Origin of the sequence: Deinococcus sp. (assembly GCF_025362455.1) — a bacterium.
GTDB lineage: Bacteria > Deinococcota > Deinococci > Deinococcales > Deinococcaceae > Deinococcus.
The window spans coordinates 1-19,985 of the sequence record NZ_JANYGJ010000033.1 but is presented as its reverse complement, the minus strand read 5'-3'; the positions used below and the strand labels follow the sequence as shown (position 1 = coordinate 19,985).

At 67.1% G+C, this 19,985-nt stretch carries 19 protein-coding genes and 2 tRNA genes; 11 read left to right on the top strand and 10 right to left on the bottom strand.

Features of this window, described 5'->3' with window-relative positions; all coding sequences use genetic code 11:
- From Q0R23_RS02445 to Q0R23_RS02435, 3 genes are all read right to left on the bottom strand, one after another.
- The coding region (locus Q0R23_RS02445; RefSeq protein ID WP_293910005.1) for a methyl-accepting chemotaxis protein at nt 1-1,131 on the bottom strand (1,131 nt) is incomplete at its 3' end.
- Between the two features lie 67 nt (nt 1,132-1,198).
- The gene (locus Q0R23_RS02440) at nt 1,199-1,624 is read right to left on the bottom strand and encodes a chemotaxis protein CheW (RefSeq protein ID WP_293910003.1); all 426 of its coding nucleotides are present in this window, start codon (nt 1,622-1,624) and stop codon (nt 1,199-1,201) included.
- Nucleotides 1,625-1,987 (bottom strand): response regulator, encoded by a 363-nt coding sequence (locus tag Q0R23_RS02435; protein WP_293910001.1) that lies wholly within the window; start codon nt 1,985-1,987, stop codon nt 1,625-1,627. It abuts the gene before it with no gap.
- Nucleotides 1,988-2,515: 528 nt separating this feature from the next.
- Between Q0R23_RS02435 and Q0R23_RS02430 the strand changes: the two genes are divergently transcribed.
- On the top strand, nt 2,516-4,633 hold the full coding sequence (locus Q0R23_RS02430; RefSeq protein ID WP_293909999.1) for an ABC-F family ATP-binding cassette domain-containing protein: 2,118 nt from the start codon (nt 2,516-2,518) through the stop codon (nt 4,631-4,633).
- A 459-nt stretch (nt 4,634-5,092) separates the two neighbouring features.
- Here Q0R23_RS02430 and rpsT read toward each other — a convergent pair whose 3' ends face one another.
- Entirely contained in the window at nt 5,093-5,368 is a 276-nt protein-coding gene (gene rpsT / locus Q0R23_RS02425; RefSeq protein ID WP_293909997.1) for a 30S ribosomal protein S20, read from the bottom strand.
- Nucleotides 5,369-5,690: 322 nt separating this feature from the next.
- On the opposite strand from rpsT, the gene Q0R23_RS02420 reads away from it, so the two are divergent.
- The 3 genes from Q0R23_RS02420 to Q0R23_RS02410 all read left to right on the top strand — a co-directional run bounded on the left by Q0R23_RS02420 (nt 5,691) and on the right by Q0R23_RS02410 (nt 7,524).
- Nucleotides 5,691-6,290: a RecX family transcriptional regulator gene (locus Q0R23_RS02420; protein ID WP_293909995.1), complete on the top strand. Its 600-nt coding sequence runs from the start codon at nt 5,691-5,693 to the stop codon at nt 6,288-6,290.
- Nucleotides 6,291-6,474: 184 nt separating this feature from the next.
- A tRNA-Pro gene (locus tag Q0R23_RS02415) sits at nt 6,475-6,551 on the top strand.
- A 253-nt stretch (nt 6,552-6,804) separates the two neighbouring features.
- Nucleotides 6,805-7,524, top strand: coding sequence for a metallophosphoesterase (locus Q0R23_RS02410; RefSeq protein ID WP_293909993.1), 720 nt, complete (start codon nt 6,805-6,807; stop codon nt 7,522-7,524).
- A gap of 324 nt (nt 7,525-7,848) precedes the next feature.
- On the opposite strand, the gene Q0R23_RS02405 is transcribed toward Q0R23_RS02410, so the two are convergent.
- Together Q0R23_RS02405 and Q0R23_RS02400 are read right to left on the bottom strand one after the other, a co-directional pair.
- The gene (locus tag Q0R23_RS02405; RefSeq protein WP_293909991.1) at nt 7,849-8,541 is read right to left on the bottom strand and encodes a hypothetical protein; all 693 of its coding nucleotides are present in this window, start codon (nt 8,539-8,541) and stop codon (nt 7,849-7,851) included.
- The gene (locus Q0R23_RS02400) at nt 8,538-9,407 is read right to left on the bottom strand and encodes a prephenate dehydratase (protein ID WP_293909989.1); all 870 of its coding nucleotides are present in this window, start codon (nt 9,405-9,407) and stop codon (nt 8,538-8,540) included. The genes Q0R23_RS02405 and Q0R23_RS02400 overlap by 4 nt, the downstream gene beginning before the upstream one ends.
- 699 nt (nt 9,408-10,106) lie before the next feature.
- Here Q0R23_RS02400 and Q0R23_RS02395 point away from each other — a divergent pair.
- Together Q0R23_RS02395 and Q0R23_RS02390 are read left to right on the top strand one after the other, a co-directional pair.
- Nucleotides 10,107-11,498, top strand: a complete 1,392-nt coding sequence (locus Q0R23_RS02395) for an amidase family protein (RefSeq protein ID WP_293909987.1) — start codon at nt 10,107-10,109, stop codon at nt 11,496-11,498.
- Nucleotides 11,499-11,558: 60 nt separating this feature from the next.
- Nucleotides 11,559-11,633, top strand: a tRNA-Val gene (locus Q0R23_RS02390).
- A 176-nt stretch (nt 11,634-11,809) separates the two neighbouring features.
- Here the strand turns inward: Q0R23_RS02390 and Q0R23_RS02385 are convergent.
- Nucleotides 11,810-12,331: a hypothetical protein gene (locus tag Q0R23_RS02385; RefSeq protein ID WP_293909985.1), complete on the bottom strand. Its 522-nt coding sequence runs from the start codon at nt 12,329-12,331 to the stop codon at nt 11,810-11,812.
- 179 nt (nt 12,332-12,510) lie between these two features.
- Here Q0R23_RS02385 and Q0R23_RS02380 point away from each other — a divergent pair, with 179 nt between their 5' ends.
- The 3 genes from Q0R23_RS02380 (at nt 12,511) to Q0R23_RS02370 (ending at nt 14,823) form a co-directional block, all read left to right on the top strand.
- Nucleotides 12,511-13,815, top strand: coding sequence for a hybrid sensor histidine kinase/response regulator (locus Q0R23_RS02380; RefSeq protein WP_293909983.1), 1,305 nt, complete (start codon nt 12,511-12,513; stop codon nt 13,813-13,815).
- Nucleotides 13,816-13,849: 34 nt separating this feature from the next.
- Nucleotides 13,850-14,284 (top strand): OsmC family protein, encoded by a 435-nt coding sequence (locus Q0R23_RS02375; RefSeq protein WP_293909981.1) that lies wholly within the window; start codon nt 13,850-13,852, stop codon nt 14,282-14,284.
- 209 nt (nt 14,285-14,493) lie between these two features.
- Nucleotides 14,494-14,823, top strand: a complete 330-nt coding sequence (locus tag Q0R23_RS02370) for a hypothetical protein (protein ID WP_293909979.1) — start codon at nt 14,494-14,496, stop codon at nt 14,821-14,823.
- A gap of 383 nt (nt 14,824-15,206) precedes the next feature.
- Here the strand turns inward: Q0R23_RS02370 and nth are convergent, their stop codons facing one another.
- From nth to Q0R23_RS02355, 3 genes are all read right to left on the bottom strand, one after another.
- Entirely contained in the window at nt 15,207-16,037 is an 831-nt protein-coding gene (gene nth / locus Q0R23_RS02365; RefSeq protein WP_293909977.1) for an endonuclease III, read from the bottom strand.
- Nucleotides 16,038-16,105: 68 nt separating this feature from the next.
- Nucleotides 16,106-16,843: a type I methionyl aminopeptidase gene (gene map, locus Q0R23_RS02360; protein ID WP_293909975.1), complete on the bottom strand. Its 738-nt coding sequence runs from the start codon at nt 16,841-16,843 to the stop codon at nt 16,106-16,108.
- 24 nt (nt 16,844-16,867) lie between these two features.
- Complete coding sequence (locus tag Q0R23_RS02355) at nt 16,868-17,440, bottom strand: hypothetical protein (protein ID WP_293909973.1); 573 nt, start codon at nt 17,438-17,440, stop codon at nt 16,868-16,870.
- A gap of 275 nt (nt 17,441-17,715) precedes the next feature.
- On the opposite strand from Q0R23_RS02355, the gene Q0R23_RS02350 reads away from it, so the two are divergent.
- Both Q0R23_RS02350 and hisG read left to right on the top strand, forming a co-directional pair.
- Nucleotides 17,716-18,822 carry an ATP phosphoribosyltransferase regulatory subunit gene (locus Q0R23_RS02350; protein WP_293909971.1) on the top strand — a complete coding sequence of 369 codons (1,107 nt, stop codon included), beginning with the start codon at nt 17,716-17,718 and terminating at the stop codon, nt 18,820-18,822.
- Complete coding sequence (gene hisG, locus Q0R23_RS02345) at nt 18,819-19,451, top strand: ATP phosphoribosyltransferase (RefSeq protein WP_293909969.1); 633 nt, start codon at nt 18,819-18,821, stop codon at nt 19,449-19,451. The genes Q0R23_RS02350 and hisG overlap by 4 nt, the downstream gene beginning before the upstream one ends.
- Nucleotides 19,452-19,985 lie beyond the last annotated feature (534 nt).

The following is a 19,985-nucleotide window of genomic DNA, read 5'->3' as shown; positions in this document are numbered from 1 at the left end:
CTCCGAGCTGGCCTGCGAGACCGAACCGGAGGCGGTTCGCACGCCCCTGAGCACGCCGCCGAGTTCCTCGACCATGACGTTGATGGAGTCGACGACGTTGCCGAGCACGTCGTCGGAGACTTTGCCGCGCTGGGTGAGGTCGCCGTCTGCGATGTTCATGGTCACGTCGAGAAAAGAGTTGATGTTGGTCTGGAGTTTGGCGGCCTCCTCGCGTTCCAGCTCGTCGCGCTGGCGGTAGCCGTCCATCTGGCGCAGCGAGTGGTTCATACTGCTGGCCACCAGGCCGACCTCGTCGCGTCCGGTGACCTCGATCTGGTGGGTGTACTGCCCTTCACCGAGCGCCTGGGCGCCGCGTGTCAGCGCCTGAAGTCGGCGGGCCAGCGACCTGACCAGCCAGGCGATCAGGCCCAGGCTCAGCAGCACCGCCAGGCCGGTGGTCAGGTACGAGAGCAGCCTGGCGCGCTGCTGAGCCTGATTGGCAGCCTTGTACGACAGATCGGCGAACTGCATGTTGACGGCGATCAAATCGCCCAGACGGTTACGGCTGATCTGAAACTGGGCAGCAGCCTGGGCCGCCTGGGCGGCATCGAGTGAACGCATCACGGCGCCCAGGCTGTCGCTGGCGGCTTTGAAACTCGTATTGAGCGCTCCCAGAGCCGCCACTTCCCTGATCTGCCAGTCGAGGTGATTGCTGCTCTTCAAAATAGCGGTGAATTCCGGGCTGGTAGTGGTAACCCAGTCGGTGTTGTACTGCTTGACCACGCCCGCCACCTTGGCTTCGTCCTGGCCGAGTTGAGCCACGATGGCCCGGCGCTGCTCGGTGCTCAGGTTCGGCTGCTGGAGGCGCAGCAGGTTGGTCTCGCTGCTCGCCAGGCTGGTCTGGGCGTCGCCGATGGCCGTAATCGGAATGAGCATGAACTCGTAGATGTTGGTCAGGTGAAAGCGGGTCTGACTCAGGCCGCCCAGCAGCAGCGCCCCCACCGCGAACAGACCGATGGTCGGCACCAGTGTGACCACCGTGACCTTGGTGCCGAGCCGGGCATCTTGCATCCAGCCGCCGCGTGCGCCGCGAGCGGGTTGCCGAGACGGCGGAGCTAAGGCGGAATTGAGCGGGGCATTGGTCTCGGTCATGGTTGGGGCTCCTTGGTTCGGGTGAGGTGGGGGCTGGAGTTGCGTTGGCGTGCGGGGTTGACGTTGCCTAGGTGAGACTCAGCGAGGCGCGCAGTTCGCTGGCCAGCACCGGCAGGTTCAGGAGCAGGGCGCCCCCCACGCCACCCACGCCACTCAGGTTGGTGAGCAGCGCCGTGCTGGCCTGCGGCGGCGCAATAACGCTCACGCCCAGCACCTCGTCGACGCCCAGGGCCACGCGCTCGCCGTCCAGATCGGTGAGGACCAGCAGCGGGGGCAGGGTCAGGGCGCCCTCTTCCTGTGGCTGGGCGCCGGGCAGCAGGCTGGAGATATCGAGCAGCGGCAGAGCGCGGCCCTGAACGGTGGTCAGGCCCAGCAGCAGCGGGCGCCCGTGTGGCAACGCCGTGACCGGCCCCGGCTCGGCGGCGACCTGATCGCCGGAGAGCGGCAGGGCCAGCCGGTGAGTCCCGATGCGCACGTTCAGGGCGTGGGGCATTTAAGTGACGTGCCTGGCGAGCGTCTCGATGAGCTGGGCCGGGGTGTAGGGCTTAATCAGGTAGTCGTCGGCGCCCTGGCGCAGCCCCCATTTCACGTCGGTGTCGTTGCCCTTGCTCGACGAAAAGATGACCTTGACCCCGGCGCCGCCCGGCTGTTTGCGCAGCGCCCGCACGACCTCGTAGCCGTTGCGGCCCGGCATCACCACGTCCACGATCATCAAATCCGGCAAAAAGGCGGCGGCGGCGGCCTCGACCTGCAAGGGGTCGCTGATCGCCGTGACCACGTGATTGGTGCCCTGGAGGGCGGTCTGCATGAATTTCAGGTCGGCGGGCGAGTCGTCAACGATCAGAATTTTGGCCATGTGGGTAGGGCTCCTTTACGGCGGTGACGGTCATGAGGTGTGCAGGTCAAGGGGTGTGAATGGTCTGAAAGGGGCCGTGGCAGACGGGCGCTCAGGGCAGGGGGAGCGAGGTGCGGTAGTCCACGGAGTCTCTCCTTTACGGCAGATTCACGGCGAGGCGACAGCTTCGATATTGAGATAGTAATGAAGACTTACTCACATAATACTTACTGTGCGTGCATCTTTGGTGATAGGCCCCAGGTGCGCCCGGCGCGAAAAAACAGGTGAGACTGGCGCAGAGAAACACCCGCATTCAGGGCAGTCGGAATCGGTCGCTGTCCACCGTTCAGCGCCGGGGGTCGAGCACGACACGTCTGCGCCTGCCAGGACGGTCGCGACTGTAGACGCAACTGTAGAGTTGTCAGACGCGACCGTAGAGTTGTCGTTGCCAAAAAACCACGGACAGGTCGTCGCCGGAGGGTGCGCTCACCCGGCACTCTGGGCCATGCCTCACAGGCGGCGCCCACGCCGGGCGCTAGGCTGCGGCCCGTGACGTTGACCGCCCGCTCCAAGCAAACCCTGCTCGCCGCCGAGGACCTGCGGGTCGTCTACGGCGAGCAGGTGGTGCTGGAGGCCGTGTCGCTGCAACTGAGCGCTGGTGAGCGCCTGGCGCTGCTGGGCCGCAACGGCGCCGGGAAAACCACCTTGCTGCGCGTGCTGGGCGCCCAGCGCCGCCCCGACGAGGGCACGCTGTGGCGAGCCGAGGGTCTGCGCCTGGCCGTGCTCGACCAGCAGCCGCTGTACAGGGCGGGCGTCACGCTGGCCGAACTGCGTGACGACGCCAACCCCTACCTGGGGCGACTGGCCGAGCTGCGTGCCCTGGAGGCCGATCTGTCGACGCTCCAGGCGCTGGCCCGCTGGAGCGCCCTGCACGACACGCTCCTGGGGCGCGGCGCCTACACCTGGCCCGCCCGCGCCGCCCGCACGCTGGGGATGCTCGACCTGAGCCGTTTTGCCGCCCGTGACGCCGCCACCCTCAGCGGCGGTGAGCGCACCCGTCTGAGCCTGGCCCTGGCGCTGCTGAGCGAACCCGACGTGCTGCTGCTCGACGAGCCCACCAACCACCTCGATATCCGGATGCGCGAGTGGCTGGAAAACTGGCTGCTGAACTTTCCCGGCACCGTTATTCTCACCAGCCACGACCGCGATTTTCTGGACCGGGTGGCCAGCCGCAGCCTGTGGATCGAACGCGGCGTGGCCACACCGTATTCCGGCGGCTACACCCGTGCCCGCGAGCTGCGCGACGCCGAGCGCCGCTTACGCGGCAAGGCGGCCCGGCTGGGCGTGCGCGAGGCCAGCCGACTGTCGGGCAGCGCCGAGCGGCTGGACGTCTGGGGGCGGCGCTCGAAGTCGGTCAAGAGCCGGGCCAGGCGCGTCGAGCTGATCGACGCCCCGCAACCCGAACGGGCGCTGCGCATGCGGCTGATCGCCGGGAAGGCCCGCGCCCGGCTGCTGCTGTGGGCCGAGCACGTCGGGCGCAGCTACGGCGGCAGGCCGGTGCTGCGCGGCGTGGCGCTCAAGCTGCGCCAGGGCGACCGGGTGGCGCTGATGGGCGCCAACGGCACCGGCAAGACCACGCTGCTGGGGCTGCTCTCCGGTGAGTTGCAGCCGGACCCGGCCCCGGCAGGTGAGGCCCAGGGCTCGTTGCGACTCTCGCCCGGCGTCACGGTGGCGACCCTCGATCAGATCTGGCACGGCCTGAGCCCCGACAAGCCGCTGCACGCCCAGTTCGAGGAGCGCTTCGGGCAGGCGGCGGGCTCGCTGCTGGGCCGGGCGGGCTTTGCCAGCAGCGACTGGCCCAAATCGCCCCGTGACCTGTCGGGCGGCGAGCGGGCGCGGGCGGGCCTGGCGCTGGTCAGTGCCCTGCGGGCCGATCTGCTGCTGCTCGACGAACCGACCAACCACCTCGACGTGGAGGCCCTGGAAGCCCTGGAAGCCGCTGTCCAGGCATACGGCGGCGCCGTCGTCATCGTCACGCACGACCGGCGGTTTGCCCGCGAGGTCAGCAACCGGCTGTGGCTCATCGAGAACGCTGAACTCAGGGAAGTGGAGGGCTGGGGCAGCCGCGTTCACCTCGACCCCGCCCGCAGCCTGGAGGGCGACCCGCCGCCGCCGCTGCCGCCGCCCGGCCCCCGCGAGCAGATGCGCCTGCATGAGCACCGCCTCCGCGCCGCCGAGTTTGAATTGCGCCCGGAGAACCTCCAGAGCCTGACCGGACGCGAGGAGGCCCGCGCCCGCGCCGAGCGCCACAGGTTGCGCCTGGAACTCTTCGAGCTGTACGCCGAGGTCTACGCCGCGCCGAACTACGACTGCGAGGTCAGGGAACGCCGTTTCCGGGTGCGGGCTCAGCGGCTGGAGGCGGGCGGCATGTTCTGGGCTGCCCGCAACGAGAACTGCCCTCATCTGGCCTGGGACGGGCAGACCCTCAGCATGCAGCAGTTGGGCGCAGTCAGTTCCCCCGATTGGTACGGCGCCGAACTCCTGGGCGGCGCCCTGCGAATTCTCTTCGAGCGCTGGAACGTCGGGCGGGTCCGGCTGGGCGAGGGCGGGCCGGAGCTGACGCGGCGCGGGTATTTCGAGAGAATGCGGCTGGTGGCGGGGACGTAGAGCTGACTGAAGTAGAGCTGATCTGGAGTACGGCGCCCTGCCAAGAAGGTCGTGCTGAGCCTGCCCAAGCCTCGCCCGACCCACGAGCGAACACGTCAGGGCCTTCCTCGACCTGCTGGCAAGGTGCCCGGCCACGGTAGACCCTTCACCGCGTTCAGGGCGACAACGAACACAATAAAACGAAAGAGTCCAGCCCAGATAACAGGACCGGACTCTCATTCAGCGCTTTCTTTACTTCAGGCCGCCCTTCTTCATCAGGTTCTTGGCAATTTCGATCAGTTCGTCCATTCTGAAGGTTGGAGGCAAGGCAGTGCTGCTCAGCCTGATCTGCTCAACCTGATCTGCTCAACCTGATCTGGTCAGCCTGATCTGGTCAGCGCTGCCTTTGTGGACCCTGCACCCGCAATCACACCATAAAAAAAGCCCACCCGGAGGTGAGCCCTGACGGTGCAGCTTCGTTTACGCCTGCGCGGCCTTGAGCTTGTTGATGGCCTTGGCCAGACGGCTCTTTTTGCGTGAGGCGGTGTTCCTGTGCAGGGTGCTGCCCTTGGCGGCTCTGTCGAGCAGGCTCTCGGCCTTGCGCTGGAGTTCTGTGGCCTCGGCGGCGCCGGTCGTGGCGGCCACGACGGCTTTCTTGACGAAGGTTTTAATCGTGCTCTTGCGGCTGCGGTTAATCATGCGGCGCTTGAGGCTCTGGCGGTGGCGCTTCTGGGCGGACTTGTGGCGTAGGGCCATGATGGGTCTCTCTTTCTCGCACGCCGGGCGTGGAGCGGTTCCGGCAGCTCACTCGACAGCAGGCTTGCTCACCAGAACGCGGAGCGTCGGGCGCCGTGTCTCGGCCTCTCCCGCGCCGCGCACCCACATGGGGCACGCCGAAGCCCTTTTCGCAAAAGGCAACTCTGGAATTCTACACGCCCACCGGGGCCGCCGCAAGCTCTAGCATCAGCGTATGTTCCGTCGCCGCCCGTCTACCTTAACTTCTGGAACTTCCGGCCCAACTTCCGGCTCGCCGTCAAAGTCACCACGGGGCAGTTCCCAGCCGGGCGGTGGGGCGCCTTTGTCCAAACCGCCTAAACCCAAGACACCCGACGAGGCCCGCGCCGCCCTGATGGAGTACGCCCTGCGCTCGCTCGCCCAGCGTGCCCTCAGCGCCGCCGAGCTGCGGACCCGGCTCGCCAAGCGCATCACCCATCCTGAATACAGACAAGTAGGGCATGGCCCAGAGATGGACGATCCCGACCAGACCAACGCCGACCTGATCGCCGCCGTGCTCTCTCGCCTGACCGAACTGAACTACCTCGATGACACCCAGGTGGCCCGCAGCGAGAGCCTGCGCCGGGGCGTGGGGGCTTACCGGGTGCGTGCCCGCCTCAAGCAGCGTGGGGTCGCCGCCGAGGTCATCGAGCAGACGCTGCGAGAGCGCGACCCTGACGAAGAGTTGAGCCAGGCCACCGCGCTGCTGCAAAAGCGCCTGCATAGCCTCCGGCGCGGCGCCAATCCCCGCGCCAAAGCCTACGGCCTGCTGGCCCGGCGCGGCTACGGCGGCGACATCATCCGGGGGGCGCTGGAAACCGTCAACTGGTCGGCGATAGGCGAAGACACGGACGCAGACGCAGCCGACCTCCCTGATGAGGAAGCCTGGCAGGCCGAAGAATAATCTCTTGCCCCTGGCTTTTTCCCACTCCCCACAACCCAAATCTGTTCCCACAAGCCATAGGTCTTAAACTACAGGCTGCAAGCCACAAGCGGGCCGCAGGCCCTCCCTTGACACCCCCACAAGCCGCCGTTAGACTACCTTCCGCACGAAAGCCGCCTCCTGGGCAGGCCGTAGGCGCGTGGTTCGGGGCGTAGCGCAGCCTGGTAGCGCACGTCGTTCGGGACGACGGGGTCGAAGGTTCGAATCCTTTCGCCCCGACCACATGAAAGCCTTCCCGGCACTGGGAGGGCTTTTTTTCGTTGCCCTGCCGCCGCCCCCTGAAGCGTTCATACGGGACGGCTTTGATTCCGGTCTATGTTGAGAAAGCGCCAACATAGACTTCCTGAGCACAGCGGCACCTACCGGGCCTGCTCGCTTCCATCGTCGCCATCCCGTATCTGCTTACACTCGCTCTCCTGCGGAGCTGGGCCAGTCCGCTCGGATTCGTCTTCGACTCTTCTCAAGTTGGTAGCACATGCGCGTATTCGCCATCGCCGATCTGCACCTGGCCTACAGCACGCCCAAACCGATGACGGTCTTCGGGCCGCAGTGGGCGGGTCATCCGGACGCCATTTTCGAACAGTGGCGCGAGGTGGTGGCCCCCGGCGACCTGGTGCTGCTGCCCGGCGATCTGTCGTGGGCCATGCGGCTGCCCGAAGCCCTGGGCGACCTGGCGCACATCGCCGAGTTGCCCGGCACCAAGGTGCTGCTGCGCGGCAACCACGATTACTGGTGGCCGACCATCAGCCGTCTGCGCTCGGCGCTGCCGCCCGGTATGTTCGCGGTGCAAAACGACGCGCTGCGCTTTGGGCGCCTGGTGGTGTGCGGCACTCGCGGCTGGATCACGCCCGGCTCCGACGCCTTTACTGAAGAGGACGCCCGGATCTACGTCCGCGAGGCCGAGCGTCTGCGGTTGTCACTCGAAGCCGCCCGCAAGCTGGAGACGCTGGAAACCCGGACCATCCTGATGCTGCACTACCCGCCCACCGGCCCCCAGTTCGGCCCCACCGCCTTTACCGATCTGATCGAACAGTACAAACCCTCACAGGTCGTCTACGGTCACCTGCACGGCCTGGCTATCGAGCGCAGTCTCCAGTGCTGGCAGGGCATCCAGACCAGCCTGGTCGCGGCGGATGTGCTGCGGTTTCGGCCCAAGCTGATCTGGGCGGACGGGGAAGTGGGGAGTGGGGAGTAGGAAACGGCGTGTGGTGCGTGGCCTGTGGCTTGCGGGAAGGGCGAATGGGAGGTATTCGGCTGGCAAGCGCCTGCGGCAACCGACCCCCCGCCCGTTACGCGGGAGCCCCCCTTAATGGGAGCCAAAAGAGCCTTCCAGACGTGCTTTCGGTCCTTTGCCTCCCTTTGAGTGGCACACCTCGCAGAGAGGGCAGAGAGGAGAGGTGGCCGCGTAGCGAACGGACTCGTAGAGCTGCCCAGCAGAGGGGTCAGTGACCACCTACCCGCACAGCGGTCATAGCCAGCTAACAACGCCAGCAGGCTGACAGCGTTGTCAAACACCTTCTTACCTCCCACTTCCCACCCTCGCCAGCCACACCGTATGGTGCGCCCCCTTGCCGGGCCGGGCGCGGGCGCCCCTCTCGTCTACCCGGTAGCCCGCTTCGCGCAGGCGGCGCTTAAACTTGGCGTCTTTCTCGGCGGACCAGACGGCCAGCACGCCGCCGGGGCGCAGGGCGCGGGCGGCGGCCATCAGCCCGGCCAGGTCGTAGAGTCCGGCGTTCTCGGCGTGGGTCATGGCGTCGGGGCCGTTGTCCACGTCGAGCAAAATGGCGTCGTAGGCGGCCTTTGAGGCGCGGATCAGCTCGCCCACGTCGCCCAGATGCACCGTGCTGCGCGGGTCTTTGAGCGGGTAGGCGGCGCAGCTCCCCAGCTCGCCCCGGTTCCATTCGACCACGCCGGGCACCAGTTCGGCCACCGTCACCTCGGCGTCCGGGCCTAGCGCGGCCAGCGCCGCCGCCAGGGTAAAACCCATGCCCAGCCCACCGACCAGTACGCGGGCGCCGGGTTTGTCACGCAGCCCCGCGCAGCCCCACTCGGCCAGCAGGTCTTCGGAGTGGTGCATCCGGCTGTTCATCAGGTCGCTGAGGTAGCCGGAAATCTGAATCGAGTAGTCCCGGTCCCGGCGCGACAAGATCAGCTCCTGGTCGCTGCCGGGGATCGGCGTGCGGGCGAGCAGGGTCACCGGTTTTCCGCTCACGGTTCTATCGGGGCGCGGGACATCGGGTAACTGCCGATGATCTTGACGAAGCTGGCTTTCTTCAGCACGCCGCCCAGCGCCGCCGAGACGTGCGGGTCAGCCGCGTTGCCCTCGAAGTCGATGTGAATCAGGTAGCTCCAGGCCCGGTCCTTGCGGGGGCGAGAGACGATGCTGGACATGTTCAGACCCGTAAGCTGGTTTAGGGTGTCCATCAGGGCGCCGGGGCTGTGGCGCACCGCAAAGACGATGCTGGTCTTGTGCGGCTCGCTGCTGGGCACGCCCTCGCGCCGCGAGAGCACCAGAAAGCGGGTGTAGTTAAACGCCTCGTCTTCTATGCCGCTTGACAGCACCTCCAGTCCGTACAGCTCAGCGGCGCGGGCCGAGGCGATCACGGCCTCGTCGCGCGCGCCCCGCACCGACAGATCCTTGGCGCTTCCGGCGGTGTCGTGGGCCGCCACCGGGCTCAGGTGGTGCTTGGCCATGAAGGCGGTGCATTGATCGAGCGCCGGTTGCTGCGAGTAGACCCGTTTGACGTCGCTCAGCGCCACGCCCGGCAGCGCCATCAGCGCGTGCGAGACCCGCACCACCACCTCGCCGGTCACGTGCAGATCGGTTTCGACCAGCAGGTCGATGGCCTGTAAAATCGAGCCCATCAGGCTGTTTTCGACGGGCAACACGCCCAGTTCGGCCTGGCCGCTGACCACCGCCTGCGTCACCTCATGAAACGTCGCGTAGCCGTGCGCCGCCGCAGTGGGCGCCGCATTGAGCGCGGCGATCTCGCTGTAGGCGCCGGGATTGCCCTGATACGCCACCTTGACGGCGCTGATCGCGTGCGGCAACAGGTCTTCTCTGAGGCTCATGGTCATGGTGCGAAGGTTAGCGCAAGGAGGCTTGTGGCGCGCGGCTTGTCGGAAGGGCGGCTTCGACTGGGTGGGGGGGCGGTGGGGTTGCTTTTTTGGGCTTCAGCACTGTGCCAAGGCGTCTGTACCCCCACCCCCCAGCGGGCAGCGGCCAGGCGTCCTCAAGGGGAGGAGTGGCATGCCCAGGCGCGTTCTTGAGCACAACGGCACTGTCTTGAGCACAACGGCACCTACCGGGCCTGCTCGCCTATCGGGCCTTCTTGGGCAGAACGGACGCCCCTGGGGACGCCTGCCCGCTGGCCGCTCCGTTCACGACGACAGTCCGTTCTGCCGGGTAAGGCCCCTCACCTCTCGTGATGAGCTGACGTGTCAATAGAACCTTGGAGGGAGCAGACGCTGCGCTATGCATGGTACTTCCAGTTCGTTCCAGCAGCGCTTTGTCTTACCGCGTTCTCCACATCGTGTAGGTCACGTAGGGCGCCCGTGTTCCGCATCGGGACATAATGGGCTGCGCTGGAGAGTAGTGGTCTACTCCAGCGAAAAACAGCGTCTAAGCGCGTATTTCCGACCCCTCTACCTCTGGGAGAGTCGCAGACCTGCTTGCAGAGGGGCGCTGCGCAGCAGCGGGGTGAGGGTCAGTGAGCGCCAGCTCATGCCCTCCCTCCGTTCCCACTTCCTACTCCCCACCATGCTCTACACTTCGCCATGACCTCACTTCTCGACCTGGACGCCACCGCGCTGATCGCCGCCACTGCTTCCGGGCGCACTACCGCCGCCGAGGCGACGCGGCTGTATCTGGAACGCCTTGCCGAGCACAACCCGCATCTGCACGCTGTTATTTGCGTCAACCCGCAGGCGCAGCAGCAGGCGCAGGCGCTGGATTTGCTGCCAACCGATCAGCGTGGCCCGCTGCACGGTCTGCCGATGCTCATCAAAGACAACATCGACGTGGCCGGGCTGCCCACCACCGCTGGCAGCGCCCTGATGGCCCGGCATGTTCCGCTGCGCGACTCGCCGCTGGTCGCCCGCCTCCGCGCCGCCGGGGCCGTGATTCTGGGCAAGGCGAACATGACCGAGTGGGCCAATTTCATGACGGTAGGCATGCCCAACGGGTACTCCTCGGTGGGCGGCCAGACGGTCAATCCCTGGAAAGCCGGGGTTGACACGGGCGGCAGCAGCTCCGGTAGCGGCGTGGCGGTCTCTGCCCGGTTGTGTGCGGCGGCCATCGGCACCGAGACGAGCGGCAGCATCCTCTCGCCCGCGCACCAGAACGGCGTGATCGGGCACAAGCCGACGGTGGGGCTGATCTCACGCAGCGGCGTGGTGCCGATTTCGCCGTCACAGGACACGGCTGGCCCGATGACCCGCAGCGCCCGCGACGCTGCCCTGATTGCGGGTGTGCTGGCGGGCAGAGACGAGGCTGACCGTGCCACCCATTCTGCTCCGACCCAGGAGTTCAGATTGCCGCAGGGCGCCTTGCAGGGCGCGAAGCTCGGCGTGGTCCGCAGCACACAGGAGCCGGTGCTGGGCGCCGAAGCGCAGGTCGTGTTCGGTGCGGCGCTGGAGGCCTTGCGTGCAGGCGGCGCCACGCTCAGCGACGTGCAGCTCGCCAGCGAGGCCGAGTTGCAGGCGGCGGGTTTCGAGGTGCTGCTCTACGAGTTCCGGCCCGCGCTGGACGCCTATCTGGCCGGAGTCGCGGACGGCCCGGCCAGTCTGCAACAGGTCATCGACGCCTCGGACGCCGATCCTGTGCGGCTCCTGCGCTACGGCATGGTCTTGCTGCTCTCGGCCCAGGCGACGCGGGGCGACCTGTCCGAGCGGGCCTACCGGCTGGCCCGTGAGCGCGACCTCGACCTGGCCTGGACGCGCGGCCTCTCGCCGCTCCTGGCCGAATACGACGCGCTGATCTTTCCTGGCTACAGCGGCTACGCGGCAGCCGCCCGGCCCGGCCTGCCCAGCGTGAACGTGCCGCTGGGCCTGGCGGACGGCGTGCCCTGCGGTCTGCAACTCACCGGCCCGGCCTGGAGCGACGCCAGATTGCTGGCCCTGGCGGCGGACCTGCACGAGCGCCTGGGCGGCTTCGTGCCCGCGCTGTAGTGTGCCCAGGGTCTTCAGGCTTGACCATGACCGCTTCGCCGCCTAACATGGCGTCGGTGTGGGCAGTTAGCTCAGCGGTAGAGCTTTCGCTTTACACGCGACGGGTCGGGGGTTCAAGTCCCTCACTGCCCACCAGAGGAGAGCCCCGCCCAGCGCGGGGTTTTTTGCGGTCTAGAGCAGTACTCCGAATGACGCCACGGGGAAAACAGCCTCCCCGCGCCTCCATTCTGCGCCTTGCTCAGTCAACACTACTCGCTCCGCTCGGTCATAAAAAGGGTCTTTTTATGACATCTGCTCTAGAGGGGGGGCGCTCACGGCGTGCCGTGGAGCTGAATGGCGTCGATCTCCTCGTAGGTGTCCTTGTTGTGGTCGGGATCGATGACGATTTTGACCGCCTTGACGAGGTAACTCGTTTTGGGAAAGGTGGCGATGAAGTTCACGGTGTAGTTCGGCTGGGTCTTGTCCAGCCCGGCCCAGACCGGGTAGATTTTCCCGGCGGTGTCGATGGCGAAGATCTTGCGCACGAAGCCGTTGCCGTAGACCTGGCGCACCAGCACCGCGCTGGCGTAGACCGGCGTTTTGAAACTGACGGTGATCGACTGGACCACACCGTTTCTGGTGGCGGCGGCCCAGGCTTTGGTGGCGTCGCCGTAAGCCATGACGTTCGGCTCACCCAGCACCTGTTTGGCGCCCCAGTTGTCGGCGCCGTATTCGGAGCTGCGGGTCACCACCGCGCTGGCCCACTGTTTGAGCAGGCCGTCGGTGTCGGTCTGGGCCTGGGCGGTCATGGCAAGGGTACAGAGCAGTGAAATCGGGACGGCGCTGCGGTTCATGTCGCTCCTTGTGGGGCTCGGCTGGGTCTGGGGCCACGCTACACGGCAGGCCGTCAAAGTTCCGTCAAAGCCTGAGCGCGGGGCTGAGAGCGTCGGCTGACTTCACGGTTTGTACAGCAACCGCAGTGTCGTGGCCCGGCTCACCGTAAACTGGGGGCCGCTATGAGCCAGCTTCCCGTATGAACCACGTCCCAGCAGACTTCCCGCCCGTCCAGACGTTTCCCACGTCCGGCGGCGAACTGCGCGTGCTGCATCTGGAAGACAACATTTTCGATCAGGAACTGGTGGCCACCGCGCTGGAGAACGCTGAGCTGCCCTGGGTGCCGCTGATGCGTCAGGTCGACAACGCAGCGGCCTTTTTGCGCGCACTGTCCGACTTCGCCCCGCACCTGATCTTGTCTGACTACTCGCTGCCGGGCTACGACGGGCTCTCGGCTTTCGAGGCGGCTCGGCGGGCGCTGCCCAACTTGCCGTTCATCATCGTGACCGGGGCGATGGGCGAGGAGGTCGCAGTGGACACCCTGCGCCGGGGCGTCACCGATTACGTGCTCAAGCAGCGTCTGGAACGCCTGGCCCCCGCCGTGCGCCGCGCCATCGCCGAGGCCGCCGAGAGATCGCGCCGCGAACTGGCCGAGGGCGAGATTCGGGCGCTCAACGCCGCGCTGAAAGTGAGGTTGCAGGAAGTCGAGCATCTGGGTCAGGTCGCCGAGGCCGGGCGCCTGAAGCTCGAAGAGACCGCCGCCCAGCTTCAGGAGGCGCTGAAACTCCAGAAGACCTTCCTGGCCGAGACCAGCCACGAGCTGCGCACCCCGCTGACCGCCCTGCTGGGCTACCTGCGCCGGGTCGAGCGCGAGTTCCAACTGGCCAGCGTCGGGCCGAGCCAGACCCTCAGCGACGCCCAGCGGGTCGCCGAGAACATGACCCGGCTGGTCAACGACTTGCTGCAACTCTCACGCGGCGAGCTGGTCCAGAGCATCGAGACCCATTTCGTGGACCTGGCCGAGTTGCTGCGTGCCGTGGGGCGCGACTACAACGTCAAAGTGGTGGCGCCGGAACTGGAGATCGTGGGTGATCCGGGGCGGCTGACCCAGGTGTTCGTCAACCTGGTGAGCAACGCGGTGCGGGTCTGCGGCGGCGCCGACAAGGTGGTGCTGGAAGCTGCCGAGTACGGCGGCCTGGTGAACGTCCGGGTGGTGGACCGGGGGCCGGGCATTCCCGACGCCGTCAAGCCGCGCATTTTCGACAAGTTCTACCGGGGCAAGGAGGCGGGCTCGGCGGGTCTGGGACTGACCATCGCCCAGCAGGTCATCAACGCCCATCACGGTCAGATCGCGGTGCTCGACACGCCCGGCGGCGGCGCCACCTTCGAGGTCAGCCTGCCCGCCCTGGACGACGACGACTGGGAAGAGGGCTGGACAGAGCCCGACTGGCACCCGCGCCAGGTGAGCGAGGCCCAGGCCGAGGAGGGCTCCGACGCGCTTTGAAGGTTTGAAGGCGGCGCGGCGCTATCCTGAAGCCATGTCCAGTACCAGTACCAAAACCATGCAGATCACCTGGCTCGGTGAGCAGCGCTACCTGGGCGTCGCGGCGTCGGGCCACCAGCTCCTGATCGACAACAGCGCCGTGAAAGTCGGGGTCAGCCCGATGGAGGCGCTGCTGGGCGCCCTGGCGACTTGCACCGCCTACGACGTCGTTGAGATCATGAAAAAGCGCCGCACGCCGCTGGAACGCTACCGCATCGAGGTGCAGGGCGAGCGGGCCGAGACCGACCCCAAGCGCTATACCCGGATTCGCGTGCGCCACATCGCCGCCGCGCCGGGCCTGAGCCTGGAGGCGCTGAGCAGGGCCGCGCACCTGAGCCACGAAAAATACTGCTCGGTGGCCGCCAGCTTAAGTGGCGACATCGAAATCATCGTCGAGGCCGTGCTGGAGTCTGAAGTGGCGCCGGTCTGAGCGAGCAAGTCGGGCTATCGGTGTTGCCTTGAGCGTGGCGTAAGCTCTCTGACGGCGGGAGCTTTTGCTGGACTCAGAATGACATCTGCTTGAGATAGCTCAATTGAGGCTCCAGACCTTTGGGCAACCTGACGGCCAGCAACGGCTCGGCACCCAGTCCTCATCCCCGGTCCACGCCACGCCGACTCATCACGCTAGGCTCCTGGGCAATGGACCTCGCGCTGCTGACCCGGCACAACCTGTCTCGCTGGCTGGTGCTGGCTGCCGCCATCTCCGTCCTGGCGCGGATGCTGGGCGGCCTACGTACTCGCCGCATCTGGAGCGGGGCCGACACCACCGCCGGGCGAATCTTCGTGGCGCTGATGGACTGGCGACGGCTGCTGGGGCTGCTGCTGGCTGGGGCTGCTGCTGTACGTGGCCGGGCCGACCATGCGGGCGGTGTTCGATCTGGGTTTCGGCGCGGCGCTCAGGCAAGTGGGCCTGCGCTTTTTTGCCGCCCTACACGTGGCGATCATGCTGATCGCGGTGGTACGGCCTGAGTTTCGCCGCCGTGCTGGCGGGCATTCCCTGGGTGCAGCGGCCCCTGCTGCGGGTGTTTTCGCTGGTGGGCGCGTGACGCCGGGGCCAGACCCTGCTGCCCGAAGTGCCAGCTTCTTTGAGGACCGGTACAGCCTAGAGCAGTACTCCGAATTACGCCACGGGGAAAACAGCCTCCCCGCGCCTCCATTCTGCGTCCTGCTCAGTTAAAACTACTCGCTCCGCTCGGTCATAAAAAGACCCTTTTTATGACATCTGCTCTAGAGCAGTACTCCGAATTACGCCACGGGGAAAACAGCCTCCCCGCGCCTCCATTCTGCGCCTTGCTCAGTTAAAACTACTCGCTCCGCTCGGTCATAAAAAGACCCTTTTTATGACATCTGCTCTAAACGTCGGTGGCGGCGCTCTTCTGCCCGTTCAGAACCACGCCTGCCGAGGGGCACAGATCGCTGAGCACGCACTCGCCGCAGCGGGGCCGCTGGGCCTTGCAGGTGTCGCGGCCATGCCGGAAGGTGGCGACGTGAAAGGCGTAGCGCTGCGCCCAGGTGCGCGGCAGCGCTGCGTCAAACCACTTCTCCACTTTGACGGCGCTCCAGACGCCCGGCACGAGTTCCAGCCGCCGGGCGACGCGCCAGATGTGGGTGTCCACTGGCATGGCGGGCCGCGCCAGGTCGAACAGCAGCACGCAGCTCGCGGTCTTGCGGCCCACGCCGGGCAGGCTTTCGAGTAGCGCTCTGGCCTGGGCATCGTCGAGGTCTTGCAGGTCGCGCAGGCTGAGGGCGCCGCGCTCGGTGTCCAGCCGCTCCAGAATCTGCCAGATGTACCCGGCCTTGGTCCGCGCCAGGCCCCCGCCCGCGCCTCTGAGCACCGCCTCGATGCCGTCCGGACCGCCCAGGAGGGCCGCTTCCCAGACCGGATAGGCCGCCCTGAGCGCCGCGAACTGCCGGGCCGTGATGACGCCGGTATTCTGCTGGCTGAGCACCGTCTGGATCAGGCCGTTCAGAGGCTCGGCGGCGCGGCGGGGTGTGGGCAAAGTTGGCAGGTAGTGCTCCTCCAGGCGCCGGGCGATTTCCGGCAGCGTGGCGGGTGGCGAGTGTTCAGCAAGCGACTGTTCAACAAGTGTCTGGTCAGCAAGCGACTGTTCAACAAGTGTCTGGTCAGCAAGTGTCTGTTCAACAAGTGTCTGGGGCGCGGGGCGGGCGGGGGAGACGGGCACGGGGCAGGCTAGCAGGGGACTGGCGAAGCGGGCGGGCAAAGGGCTACGATCCGGCTGCCGTTATTCCTTCAGGCCGTCAGGATGAGGGGTCGGCCCGCCGTCATCATGACCGTGTGCCCGAAATGCGCGGCCAGGCCGCCGTCGCGGGTCCGGATGGTCCAGCCGTCGGGGCGGGTGCGGGTCAGCGGGCTGCGGCCAGCCGAGATCAGCGGCTCCACGGCGATGACCAGTCCCTCACATAGCCGCTGACGGTTGTGGGGCTGCGCGACGACGGTCGGCTCCTCGTGGATGGCCCGGCCCACGCCGTGACCGGTCAGCTCGCGCAGAACCTGGAAGCCGCGCCGCCGCACCTCGGTTTCCACAGCCTGCCCGATCACGTTTACCGGGCGTCCGGCGCGGGCGACCCGCATGGCGGCGCCGAAGGCGGCCTCGGCGCAGTCTATCAGGCGCAGCGCCACCGGGGAGGCGGGCGGCACGGCCACCGTCACTGCCGCGTCGGCGATAAATCCGTCCAGGTAGGGCGTGACGTCGATGCTCACCACGTCGCCGCCCCGAATGGGAACAGTAGTCGGCAGGCCATGCACGATGTCGTCATTCACGCTGATAAACACGTTGACCGGTGCGCCGTAGGTCATTCGCGGGGCCGACTGGGCGCCGTACCGGGCGAAGACCGCTCCGGCCAGCGCGTCGAGTTCGGCGAGCGTGACGCCGGGTCTCACCGCCGCCTGAAGCGTTCTCAGCGTCTCGGCGACAACCTGTCCTGCCCGCTGCATCCCGGCCAGTTCCGCTTGGGTGGTGATGGTCATGGCCTCACTGTAGCGTTGGGCACGTCACTGCGCCCGCAATTTCGCTACATTCCCGGCGCCGTCTTTGGCCTGGATGTCGGCGTACTGGCCGGTGGTCTCGGCGTAGAACTCGGTGCTGCTGCCCGGCACGATGCTGAGCACGCTGCCGTCAACCGAGACCTGGGTGACGCTGGAATTGTCGGTCACCACGCCGCTGATCCGGATGGTTTTGCCCTCGCGCTCCAGCTTGGTCACGCTGATGACCGGCGGCGTACTGTCGATGCGCAGCGGCAATTCCAGGGTGGTCTTGTTGCCGGAGGTGTCGAGGGCGATCAGGGTGTAGGTCGTCTGGTCGCCTTTGATGCTGGTCTGAACCGTGAACGGCGCGATCTTGCGCCCGGCCTTGATCGGCACCCGCTCGCCCTGGACCGTCAGTTGCGCCACCGCCCGGTCGTCGAGGACGTAGCCTTCCAGGGTGAAGGTCTTGTTGGCGCTGACCGCCCCGCCCGCCGGACGGATGATGATGATGTGCGGCTTGAACTGATCGACCTCACGGGCGCACCCGGCCAGCAGCAGCGCGGGCAGCAGTAAGGGGAGTCGGAGGAGGCGGGGCGTCACGTGGGGAGTATAACGGCTGGCGTGTGTGGGCAGTGGGGAGTAGGAAGTGGGAACAGCGAAGGGGAGAGACTGTCGGGGTGCTTTGCTTCGGGGCACGCTGGAGGAGCGCAGGTGACAGTGAGGCCTGGAGAGTGGGGTCTGAATGGTGCTGTGTGGACGGTTGATGGAAGCGCTGTGGAGGGCAGCTTCCCTTCATCTTTGCCCACTTCCCACTCCCCCACCTCCCCACTCCCTCGTCCGCTATCATGCCCCGCGATGCAACGGAAGCGCACCCCATGATGATCCCCGAAGGCACCCGCGACGTGCTGCCGCCCGAATGGGCCTGGCGTGAGCGGGTGCGCGGCCTGCTCTCGGCGCAGTTTTCGGCTCACGGCTACCGGGGTGTGGACGTGCCGACCCTCGAATTTCAGAACCCGGAGCACCCCCAGGACGCCCGCGCCTTCAAGCTGACCGACGTGGGCGGCGCGGTGCTGTCACTGCGCAGCGAATTCACCACGGCCATCACCGGTCTGGCGCGGCGGCGCTTTCCGGCAGGCCCCTTTCCGCTGCGGCTGCACTACGCCGGGCGGCTGTGGCTGCGGGCACAGGCCAGCGAACTGGGCCGCTTGCGCGAGTTTACCCAGGTCGGCGTGGAACTCATCGGCGTGCGCAGCCCCCGCGCCGACGCCGAGCTGCTGGAAGTCGCCCAGGCGGCCATGAGCGCGGTCGGCGTGCCCGTCGAGCTGGAAGTCGGCCACCCCGGTTTCGTGGACGGACTGCTGGAAGACGCGGGCGTGGACGGCGCCGCCCGTGACGCCCTGCACCGCGCCATCGACCGCAAGAGCGGCCCCGATCTGAGCGATGGGCTGAGGGTACACGGGCTGCTGCCCAGCCTGGGCCGGACCCTGCATACCGTGATGGACCTCTACGGCGGTTCCGAGGTGCTGACCGCCGCCCGTGCCCTGCCGCTGGGCGAGCGGGCGGGCGCGGCGCTGAGCGACCTGGAGGCCATTGCCGCCGTCTACGGCCCTGATAGATTGCTGTTCGACCTGGGCATGAGCCGCCGCTACGATTACTACAGCGGTTTTATCTTCCGGGCCTACACCGACGGGCAGCCGCAACCGGTCCTGGGCGGCGGGCGCTACGGCGGACGCGGCGACGAGTGGCCGGGCGCGGGCTTCGCGGTGGGCTTGGAGAGATTGACCGGCGTGGCCGCCCGCCACCTGCCCCCCGAACGGGAGGTGGTGCTGGCGCTGGACGAGGCCGGGGTGCGCTTTGCCCAGGCGCGGGAGCTGGTGACCGAGCGGGCCTGGACCGAGGACCGCGCCGAGCTGCTGGAGTACGCACGGGCGCGGGGTATCGTGCGGCTGGTGCGCGGCGACGCTTTCGAGGCCGTGCCGTGAATCCATTACCGGAGTACGCGCCGGGCGGTCTGACGCTGGCGCTGCCCAAAGGCCGCATCTTCGAGGACGCCATCGAGCTGCTGAGCCGGGCCGGGTTGCCGCTGGCGATGCCGCAAAAGAGCCGCGCCCTGCGCTTCATGATGGGCGGCATTCAGGTGCTGGAGTTGCGCAACCAGGATGTCCCCGTCTACGTCGATCTGGGCGTGGCCGACTTCGGCGTGGTCGGCAAGGACGTGCTGGCCGAGAGTGGGCGCAACGTGTACGAGCCGGTGGATTTGAAGTTCAGTCAGTGCCGCCTGTCGCTGATCCGTGAGGTCGGGGCGAGGGGACCGCTGGGCCGGGTCGCCAGCAAGTATCCGCGCCTGACCCGCGAGTACCTGGCCCGCCGGGGCCTGAGCGCGGAGGTCATCAAGCTCAGCGGCAACATCGAACTGGCCTGCCTGACCGGCCTGGCCGACGCGGTGATCGATCTGGTGCAGACCGGCAGCACGCTGGTCGCCAACAATCTAGAGGAGCGGGAAGTGGTGATGGAGTCCTCGGCGCGGCTGGTGGTCAACCGCACGGCGCTGAAGCTCAAGCGGGCGACGCTGCGGCCACTGATAGCGCGGCTGCGGGAGTTGACGGAGTAGGCGTCGCGGTTTGCTCGGCTTTTTGTGGGATTGACGTGGCGTTGTTGGGCTTCAGCTTTTTGCTCATGCGTCTGCACCCCCACCCCCCAGCGGCCAGGCGTCCTCATGGGTGTCCGTTCACGACGACAGTCCGTTCTGGCCAAGCGGTCAGGCCCCATACGGGTGCCGCTCTGAACAAGAAGAAGCCCCCGCCCCGATGGGGTTTGTCGCTGCGCTCGGCATGGTACTTCCGAGCCGTCCCACACGCTTGATCTTTCGCCGCGTTCTCCGCATCGTGTAGGTCACGTAGGGCGCCCGTGCTCCACATCCGCCCATAACTGACCTCGCTGGAAAAGAGTGGTCTACTCCAGCTAGAAAAGCTTACGGGGCGCCTGCCGTTGACCCCTCTACCTCTGGGCTTATCGTTACCCACAAGTCAGTCATCGACCGAAGAAGAGCCGAGACTGAAGGATGACAACGGCACAATGGCAGGATGAAGTGACGTGGGCGGCGGGGATCTGGGGTGCAGCGGATTTAGGTGATCCACGACGCACC

What these genes read in the sequence shown, in the direction of transcription:
- Q0R23_RS02440 (WP_293910003.1), bottom strand. Translation starts at nt 1,624, where the DNA reads ATGCCCCACGCCCTGAACGTGCGCATCGGGACTCACCGGCTGGCCCTG.
- Q0R23_RS02375 (WP_293909981.1), top strand. Translation starts at nt 13,850, where the DNA reads ATGTCCAGTACCAGTACCAAAACCATGCAGATCACCTGGCTCGGTGAG.
- Q0R23_RS02370 (WP_293909979.1), top strand. Translation starts at nt 14,494, where the DNA reads ATGGACCTCGCGCTGCTGACCCGGCACAACCTGTCTCGCTGGCTGGTG.
- map (WP_293909975.1), bottom strand. Translation starts at nt 16,843, where the DNA reads ATGACCATCACCACCCAAGCGGAACTGGCCGGGATGCAGCGGGCAGGA.
- Q0R23_RS02395 (WP_293909987.1), top strand. Translation starts at nt 10,107, where the DNA reads ATGACCTCACTTCTCGACCTGGACGCCACCGCGCTGATCGCCGCCACT.
- Q0R23_RS02400 (WP_293909989.1), bottom strand. Translation starts at nt 9,407, where the DNA reads ATGACCATGAGCCTCAGAGAAGACCTGTTGCCGCACGCGATCAGCGCC.
- Q0R23_RS02385 (WP_293909985.1), bottom strand. Translation starts at nt 12,331, where the DNA reads ATGAACCGCAGCGCCGTCCCGATTTCACTGCTCTGTACCCTTGCCATG.
- Q0R23_RS02380 (WP_293909983.1), top strand. Translation starts at nt 12,511, where the DNA reads ATGAACCACGTCCCAGCAGACTTCCCGCCCGTCCAGACGTTTCCCACG.
- rpsT (WP_293909997.1), bottom strand. Translation starts at nt 5,368, where the DNA reads ATGGCCCTACGCCACAAGTCCGCCCAGAAGCGCCACCGCCAGAGCCTC.
- Q0R23_RS02435 (WP_293910001.1), bottom strand. Translation starts at nt 1,987, where the DNA reads ATGGCCAAAATTCTGATCGTTGACGACTCGCCCGCCGACCTGAAATTC.
- Q0R23_RS02350 (WP_293909971.1), top strand. Translation starts at nt 17,716, where the DNA reads ATGATGATCCCCGAAGGCACCCGCGACGTGCTGCCGCCCGAATGGGCC.
- Q0R23_RS02410 (WP_293909993.1), top strand. Translation starts at nt 6,805, where the DNA reads ATGCGCGTATTCGCCATCGCCGATCTGCACCTGGCCTACAGCACGCCC.